The following is an 8,578-nucleotide window of genomic DNA, read 5'->3' as shown; positions in this document are numbered from 1 at the left end:
CCATGTAGATGACATGGTTGATAGGCCAGGTGTGGAAGTCCAGTAATGGATGGAGCTGACTGGTACTAATAGGCCGAGGGCTTGACTTAACACACAAAGCAAGCTTTCAACTGAAATGCAAGCAACAACTTGACTAAACAAGTAACAACTCAACTTCTTCTGTATAGTTTTGAGAGAGCACCTCTCAGATATGCGATAAGCATATATAACAGCATATGGCTGGCAAGATCGTAGAAAATGCGAGGCGCACCACAGCGAGTGTAGCGAAGTCGTACTGCAAAGTACGTCGAGCAAACGAACGAGGAGCAACGAAGCAGATTCTGCCATATTGACAGACAAAATTCAGTGACGATAGCTATGGGGTTCCACCTGTTCCCATCCCGAACACAGAAGTTAAGCCCATATACGTCGAAAGTACTTGGCTGGCGACGGCCTGGGAGGATAGATAGTTGCTGATTTCAAAAAACCACTTCTTTACGAAGTGGTTTTTTGTTGTTTTCTGTACTTACAATTTCATAAACTTGCAAAAGTTTAATAATTTAGGTAAAATTAAAAATTGTTATAAGGTTTTTAGGAGGCTGCAGATGAACTATCAAGCGCGCGTTATTACGATTACTTCGAAAGCTCAGGCTGAGACCGAGCTTTTGAAAACAAACTGTGATTTTCAAGGCAATCGAATTATGAGAGAAAAATGTCTGTTTAAGACGATTAAATTAGAGCATATTCTTGCTAAAGAAGCGAATTTATTGAAGCAAACTTTTTTAGCAAAAGGAGGCGAAGTTTCTATTCATAAAGGTTGCGCTGGTTTGAGTGAAAGTCATAGTGATGTACTAATTGCAGCCACGTTAAAGCAATATCATCTGGCCTTAGATCAGATTCGTTTGCAACCCTGGGGGCTACCGACTATTGCTAAGGCAATAGAGTCTGCTTTAAAAAATGAAGCTGAGCCTGTAGAGCGTTATTATAATTTTGGTGAGATGGAACTTAAGATTGAACCTTATAAAACCTTAGTCATGGGAATTTTAAATCTTACACCTGATTCTTTTTCTGATGGCGGTAAATTCAATAATATAGAATCAGCTATTTCACATATGCAGGAAATGGTGCGTCATGGCGCTAACTTAATTGATATTGGGGCAGAATCAACTCGGCCTGGCTTTAGTCAAGTTTCAGCCGAGGACGAAATCAAACGTCTCTTACCTGTATTAGAAGAACTGATTCCGCTTTGTCCTGTACCTATTTCTATTGATACATATAAAGCGAAGGTTGCAGAGGCTGCATTACAAGCTGGCGCTCATATTGCTAATGATATTTGGGGGCTACAAGGTGATGCAGCTATGGCATCTGTTGTAGCTGCTGCGAAAAAACCAGTTATTATCATGCACAACCAAGAAGATTCTATATATACTGGTGATATTATGGGAGCGTTAGTTGAGTTTTTTTATAAAAGTATTGATATTGGCATAAAAGCAGGAATTGACTTTTCACAGTTTATTCTTGATCCAGGTATTGGTTTTGGTAAAACAACGGACCAAAACTTAGAAGTTATGCGCAGACTGGAAGAACTAAAGAGTTTAGGTTGCCCTATTTTGCTAGGAACGTCTCGCAAACGTTTTATCGGCGAAGTGCTTGATCTATCTGTTGAGGATCGTGTGGAGGGAACAGCAGCTACTGTTGCTGCCGGGATTTTCAAAGGAGTCCATATTGTACGCGTTCATGATGTATTGCCTATTGTCCGTACAGCACAGATGACAAATCAACTATTGAGGAGAGATTGATATGGAATATTTAGATCGTATATCCTTAAAAGATATGATGTTTTATGGTTTTCATGGTGTTTATGAATATGAACAGGAACAGGGTCAAAAGTTTTATGTAGATGTTGACATGTTTCTTGATTTACAAACAGCGGGAAATACGGACTCTTTAGAAGATACTGTGGATTATACTGTAATCTACGATCATGTCAAAGAAATTATGGAAAATCATCGCTTTAAGCTGCTTGAAGCATTGGGGGCTCATATTGGCGATGAAATTTTGCGTGTTACATCGCTGCCGTTGCAGTTTGTCACGGTACGCATTCGCAAGCCGGCGGTTCCTTTGCCTGGTCAGATTGATTCTATGGAAGTTCAAATTACAAGGAGAGCTAAGCATTGATTTATTTAAGCTTAGGTTCTAATATGGGAAATCGCGCCTCCTATCTCAAGGAGGCTTGTTATCTTTTAATTGAAAGACAGATTCGAATTTGTCACATGTCGTCTTTTTATGAAACAGAGCCTGTAGGGTTTCGCGATCAACCTGATTTCTTAAATATTGTTCTTGCCGTAGAAACAAAACATAGTCCGGAAGAATTATTAAAAATTTGTTTAGAAATTGAAGCGCAGCTAGGTCGAGTCCGAGTAAAAAAGTGGGGGCCGCGTGTTGTTGATATTGATTTGATTCTTTATCATCAAGAGGTAAGAAAAAGTGAATTTTTAGTATTGCCTCATCCTCTTTTTACCAAAAGACGGTTTGTCTTAGAACCACTCGCAGAAATTGCTGAAGATGAAATTGTTTTTGAGGGCAAAACAGCTAAACAACTAGTAGAGGAGTTGACTGACCGGGATTTTGTGCGTAAGGTAGCAATCCCATTTCGTGTACTCTTTCTCTCCTTGTCCATTGGTTCAGGCCATAATCAGGCGGCTCGTGTAATTCAAGCAGAGTTAGATGCTGTAGGCAGTACTCAAAGAGTTCCTATTATTACAGAATTTTATGATGTGTTGCAATTTCTGCCGCAGCGAGGCGTTCGTTGGTTTCAAGCAGTTTATTTAAGAATTCTTCGTTCTTTTCCCGCCGTGTATGGTTTTTTTTATCAGTGGGGTCATAAAAGTAACGGCGCGACTTTGGGGCGCAGTTTTTTGAATCGTCTTCTAGGAACTATGATGGAGGAAAAAATTCTTAACTGGAAACCTGATTTAATTATAGCGACCCATGCGACGGCTACAGGGATTGCTACATTTCTGGTCAAAGAGAAAAAATTGCATGCGCCTGTTTGGGCGGTAGTAACTGACTTTGTCGTGCATCGGTTGTGGCTTTATCAAAATGTAGCGCAATATTTTGTTGCTCAGGAGGAAGCATTACAATTTTTTATAGAAGCCGGTGTGATTAAAGATAAAGTTTTAGTGACGGGAATTCCGGTAAATCCTAAATTTGTACCAGATAAAAAGAAGCGTAAGATCCGTGAAGAACTGAATCTATTAATTTCCTCAAGCAATGAGGCTGTTATTTTACTAATGGGCGGCGGCGATGGGTTATTGCCTGTAACGGAAATTGTGCAAGAATTAGATAAAATACCAGATGCTTTTCAGTTTATTGTTGTAACAGGACGTAATCAACAGACGAGGCGAAAACTAGAAAAACTGGTAACTACGGTAAAACACACTATGCAAATTCATGGCTACGTCGAAAACGTTTTTGATTTGATGCAGGCGGCGGACTGTATTATAACGAAAGCAGGCGGAGTTACTTTGGCAGAAGCTTTGACAGCACAGCTGCCTATCATAATTTATAAACCGCTTGCGGGACAAGAGACAGGGAATGCTGTTTTTTTGGAAAGAAAAAACATAGCTGTAATTGCGCGTTCTTTGCCTCAACTCAAAAAGCAGATTCAGTATTTTTTACAGGGAAAAGCTTTGGTTGAAAGCGATTGTTCGGTGAAAAATTCAGATAAAAACATAGCGGCAGTCAAACAAATCGTTGATAGAATCTGTATAGAAATGAACAAATTTTTTAAAATAACTTGACCTTTAGGAAAAAAGACAGTTATAATTATGGCTAAGTTGCAAAATGTTAGTAATTTGTACTTTGATGTCGTATTTCTTAGTTGCTATTTTTCTGGCAAAAAAAGAGGCGGGTTGAATGGAAAATTATTATATTGCAGCTTTACTGCATGTTAGTGGTATTGGACGGGCTAAAATTGATGCTTTAATTCAGTATTTTGGTAGCGCCCAACAGGCCTGGCTGGCTCCGCGGGGCGATTTATTTTTGTCTAAGATTCTGGCTTCAAGGACATGTAATAATCTTTTGGTAATGCGGGAACAGCTAAATGTGGAAATATTAAAGGAAAAATGGGATCGGCAGAACATCCGATTGTGTTCCCCAAATGATAAAGAATATCCTTGTTTGTTAAACCATATATATGAATCACCTTGCTTGCTGTTTTATCGTGGCGTCTTACCAGAGCATGATCGTTTATTCGCTATTGTGGGTGCGCGTAAGGCGACTGCTTATGGCAGAAATGCCGCTCAATATTTTGGTACTGCTCTGGCGGAATCTGATTATTGGGTGGTTAGCGGTGCTGCTCGTGGGATTGATACGGCGGCGCATCATGGCGCTTTATTACGAGGACATACGATTGCTGTATTAGGCTGTGGTGTTGATATAGCCTATCCGCCAGAAAATAAAAAACTCCTATTAGAAATAGCTGAGTGCGGTGCTGTCGTTTCCGAGTATTTACCGGGAACATCACCTTCTTCTGGACATTTTCCAGCTAGAAATCGCCTCATCAGCGGTATGAGTCGTGGTGTTCTTGTGGTGGAAGCAGGAACCCGCAGTGGATCTTTAATTACTGCGGATCGAGCCTTAGAAGAAGGACGGGATGTTTATGCCATCCCTGGTAGTATTTTTTCGAAGATGAGCGAAGGAACGAATCATTTAATACAGCAAGGCGCTAAATTAGTGCAAAAAATGGATGATATTTTAGAAGAAGATATTGAAGCGAGGTCGCTTTCACGTTCCTGTGCGTTGTCGCCAGAAGAGAAATCCGTTTATAGCTTACTTAATTATGAAGAGCCTTTATCGCTAGAGGCAATGGCTGTACAGACGAGTGTAGATATATCAGATATTTCATATATATTATTGCAGTTAGAACTGCGTGGATTAGTAGTACAGCATAGCGGACATGGTTATGTGCGTTCTACTAAGGAGGTTATTGAGTGAAGGTACTAGTTGTAGTAGAATCACCAGCAAAAGCAAAAACAATTGAAAAATTCTTAGGAAGAAATTATACAGTAAGGGCTTCCATGGGCCATTTGCGTGATTTACCGAAAAGTCAGTTTGGCGTTGATGTGGAGCAGGACTTTACAGCAAAATATATTAATATTCGTGGTAAAGGTGATCTTATTAAGGCTTTGCGTGAGGCCGCAAAATCTGCCGATAAAGTTTATCTGGCAACTGACCCTGATCGCGAAGGCGAAGCAATTGCTTGGCACTTAGCGTACTTGTTAAATATTTCACCTGAATCGCCTTGCCGCATTGAATTTCATGAAATTACAAAACAAGCTGTACAAAAAGCGATTAAGGAGCCGCGTCCAATTGATTTAGCTATGGTTGATGCGCAGCAGGCGCGGCGCATCTTAGATCGTATTGTTGGTTATCAGCTTAGTCCCTTGTTATGGCGAAAAATACGTAAAGGTCTTAGTGCGGGACGAGTACAATCTGTAGCTGTACGGATTATTTGCGATCGGGAAAAAGAAATTCAAGCCTTTGAAACAGAAGAGTATTGGACTATTGACACAAAGCTTCGTGACCAGCCAAAAGGATCTTTATTTGAAGCAATGCTTGTTTCAGTTGCAGGAAAGAAGCCTGTGTTACCTGATGAGGCGTCAGCCCAAAAAATTGCTAGCGATCTTGAGCACGAAGCCTATTTGGTAAAAGATTTAAAACGTCGTCAACGTCGCCGCAATCCAGCACCGCCTTTTACGACAAGTAGCCTACAGCAAGAAGCGGCTAAAAAGTTAGGTTTCACATCACGCAAAACGATGATGGTTGCGCAGCAGCTTTACGAAGGATTAAGTATTGGTTCAGCAGGTCATGTAGGCTTGATTACCTATATGCGTACGGATTCAACCCGTATTGCTGAATCAGCGCAACAGGAAACGCGAGAATTTGTGCTAAGCCAGTATGACGAAACGTATTTGCCACCCAAACCACCTGTGTATGCAACTAAAAATAATGCGCAAGATGCCCACGAAGCAATTCGGCCGACCAGTGTTGTTTTATCGCCTGTACAGGTTCTTTCGTATCTTTCTAAGGATCAATACCGTTTATATAAATTGATTTGGGATCGTTTTGTGGCAAGTCAGATGACTGCCGCTGTTTTTGATACACTTACTGTCGAGATTTCTGCTGGAACTTATGGTTTACGTGCTACTGGCTCACAACTAAAATTTGCTGGCTATATGGCAGTGTATCAAGAAAGTAAAGATGAGGAAAAAGAAAAAAGTTCCTTGAGTGACAAAGATGTTATTTTGCCTGAACTTACAGTGGGGCAGTCCCTGGTATTTTATAAAGTATTTCCGAAGCAGCATTTTACTGAGCCGCCGCCGCGTTATACGGAGGCTTCGCTGGTTAAGGTTCTTGAAGAAAAAGGAATTGGCCGTCCTAGTACGTATGCACCGATTATCGAGACAATCATCGCCAGAGGCTATGTAGTGCGTTCAGAAAAGAAATTTGAACCAACTGAGTTGGGTTTTGTTGTGCTCGATCTTTTGAAGCAGTATTTTGATACGATTGTTGATGTTGAATTTACGGCAGGCATGGAAGACCAGCTTGATGATGTGGCGGAACGTCAAGTTGAAAAAACAGCGCTTCTTCATGAGTTTTATCAGCCGTTTGCTGAAAAGCTTTCTTATGCTGATGAGCAAATTGGTCATGTAGAGCTTCCCGTTGAAGTTTCAGATGTACCCTGTGAAAAGTGTGGTCGCCTTATGGTTGTGAAGCAAGGGCGTTTTGGAAAATTTTTGGCTTGCCCTGGATTCCCAGAATGCCGTAATACCAAGGCTATTGTAAAAGAAACAGGGGTCAATTGCCCGCGTTGCAATGGGAAAATTGTCGAACGAAAAACAAAGCGCGGTAAGGTTTTCTATGGGTGCCAGAATTACCCTGAATGTGATTTTATGACTTGGGATGAACCTTTAGCGCAAACCTGTGCCACTTGTAGTTCTATTATGGTTCGACGCCGCTTTAAAAAAGGGTTTATTATACAATGCTCTAATGAGGACTGCACAACTAGAGAGCAAGAAAAGAAAAAGCCAAAGAAGTCTGTTTCAGCAGCAACTAAAGAATCTACAAAGAAAACAACGAAGAAATCGACTAAAAAAGAAAAAGTAAGTACGACGAAGGAATTAGGAGAAAAGCGGAGGAAAAAGAGTGTCTAAATTAACAATTATTGGCGCAGGACTCGCAGGGAGCGAAGCTGCCTGGCAGGCGGCTGAACGAGGAATTTCGGTCAATCTAATAGAAATGCGTCCGAACAAATCGACGCCGGCTCACCATACTAACTATTTTGCCGAACTTGTTTGCAGTAATTCACTTCGCGCTGCTGGATTATCAAATGCTGTAGGTCTTTTAAAAGAGGAAATGCGCCGCTTAAACTCCTTAATTATACAAACGGCCGATGCTACAAAAGTTCCTGCTGGCGGTGCTTTGGCTGTTGATCGCGAGTCTTTTAGCAAAAAAGTTACTGAGCGACTTGTAAATCATCCTAATATTACGGTTACTTATGAAGAAGCTGTTACGATTCCGGCAGAAGGTCCTGTTATTATTGCTAGTGGTCCTTTGACCTCAGAAGCTTTAAGTGACGCAATTAAAACATTAACAGGCGAAGAATATTTTTATTTTTACGATGCTGCCGCGCCAATAGTCACAAAAGAATCTTTAAATCGGGATATTGTTTTTAGCGCTTCTCGTTATGATAAGGGTGACGATGATTATTTAAACTGCCCGATGACTAAAGAAGAATATGAAGTTTTTTGGCAGGCTCTGACAACAGCAGAAACGACACCTGTTAAAGAATTTGAGAAGGCGATTTTCTTCGAAGGTTGTATGCCAGTAGAAGTTATGGCAGGGCGTGGTATTGATACGTTGCGCTTTGGTCCCTTAAAGCCGGTAGGTCTTGTCGACCCTAGAACGGGAACGAAGCCCTATGCTGTTGTTCAATTACGCCAAGATAATAAAGAAGGAACTCTATATAATATAGTAGGTTTTCAAACCCATTTGAAATGGCCTGAACAAAGTCGAGTATTTTCTTTGATTCCAGGTCTGCAAAAAGCGGAATTTGTTCGCTATGGTGTGATGCATCGTAATACCTATATTCATTCCCCTAATTTACTGTTGCCGACGATGCAACTTAAAGCCAGAAAGGATCTTTTTTTTGCTGGCCAAATGACTGGGGTAGAAGGCTATGTCGAGTCAGCTGCGAGCGGTTTAATTGCTGGTATCAATGCAAGCCGTCTTATCTTAGATAAAGAACTGATTACCTTTCCCGCCCAAACAGCCCACGGGGCTCTAGCGGATTATATTACGACAGCACCTGCGAAGAATTTTCAGCCAATGAATATAAATTTCGGTCTTTTACCACCGCTAGAAGAAAGAATTCGCGATAAACGAGTAAAAAATGAGCGGATTGCTGAACGGGCGCTGGCATGTTTACCGGTAAATTGTTAAATTTGTGTAGAAAAATGCGACAACAACATTGCAATATTTACATACTTATGCTAATATGAATTAAATATTAAATAAGCGATATTATTAAGTCTGT

Annotated in this window: 6 protein-coding genes and 2 rRNA genes; all 8 read left to right on the top strand. The window is 40.8% G+C overall.

Annotated elements, in window-relative coordinates; genetic code table 11:
• Positions 1–89, top strand: a 23S ribosomal RNA gene (locus tag AC0NJP_RS03980); the annotation flags it as partial.
• Positions 90–341: 252 nt separating this feature from the next.
• Positions 342–458: ribosomal RNA gene (gene rrf / locus AC0NJP_RS03975) — 5S ribosomal RNA — on the top strand.
• A 126-nt stretch (positions 459–584) separates the two neighbouring features.
• Positions 585–1,778 (top strand): dihydropteroate synthase, encoded by a 1,194-nt coding sequence (folP, locus tag AC0NJP_RS03970; protein WP_474698826.1) that lies wholly within the window; start codon positions 585–587, stop codon positions 1,776–1,778.
• A 1-nt stretch (position 1,779) separates the two neighbouring features.
• Positions 1,780–2,157, top strand: a complete 378-nt coding sequence (gene folB / locus AC0NJP_RS03965) for a dihydroneopterin aldolase (RefSeq protein WP_474038713.1) — start codon at positions 1,780–1,782, stop codon at positions 2,155–2,157.
• A complete protein-coding gene (gene folK, locus AC0NJP_RS03960) occupies positions 2,154–3,782 on the top strand; it encodes a 2-amino-4-hydroxy-6-hydroxymethyldihydropteridine diphosphokinase (RefSeq protein ID WP_474698825.1) in 1,629 nt (542 codons plus the stop codon). Before folB ends, folK begins: the two co-directional genes overlap by 4 nt.
• Positions 3,783–3,897: 115 nt before the next feature.
• A complete protein-coding gene (dprA, locus tag AC0NJP_RS03955; RefSeq protein WP_474698824.1) occupies positions 3,898–4,977 on the top strand; it encodes a DNA-processing protein DprA in 1,080 nt (359 codons plus the stop codon).
• The gene (gene topA, locus AC0NJP_RS03950; RefSeq protein ID WP_474698823.1) at positions 4,974–7,196 is read left to right on the top strand and encodes a type I DNA topoisomerase; all 2,223 of its coding nucleotides are present in this window, start codon (positions 4,974–4,976) and stop codon (positions 7,194–7,196) included. Before dprA ends, topA begins: the two co-directional genes overlap by 4 nt.
• Positions 7,189–8,484: an FADH(2)-oxidizing methylenetetrahydrofolate--tRNA-(uracil(54)-C(5))-methyltransferase TrmFO gene (gene trmFO, locus AC0NJP_RS03945; RefSeq protein WP_474698822.1), complete on the top strand. Its 1,296-nt coding sequence runs from the start codon at positions 7,189–7,191 to the stop codon at positions 8,482–8,484. Before topA ends, trmFO begins: the two co-directional genes overlap by 8 nt.
• Positions 8,485–8,578: the final 94 nt, after the last annotated feature.

It is taken from the genome of Pelorhabdus sp. sgz311002, from assembly GCF_056134285.1.
The sequence above is the reverse complement of the archived record's forward strand: the minus strand, read 5'-3'. Positions and strand labels throughout refer to the sequence as shown.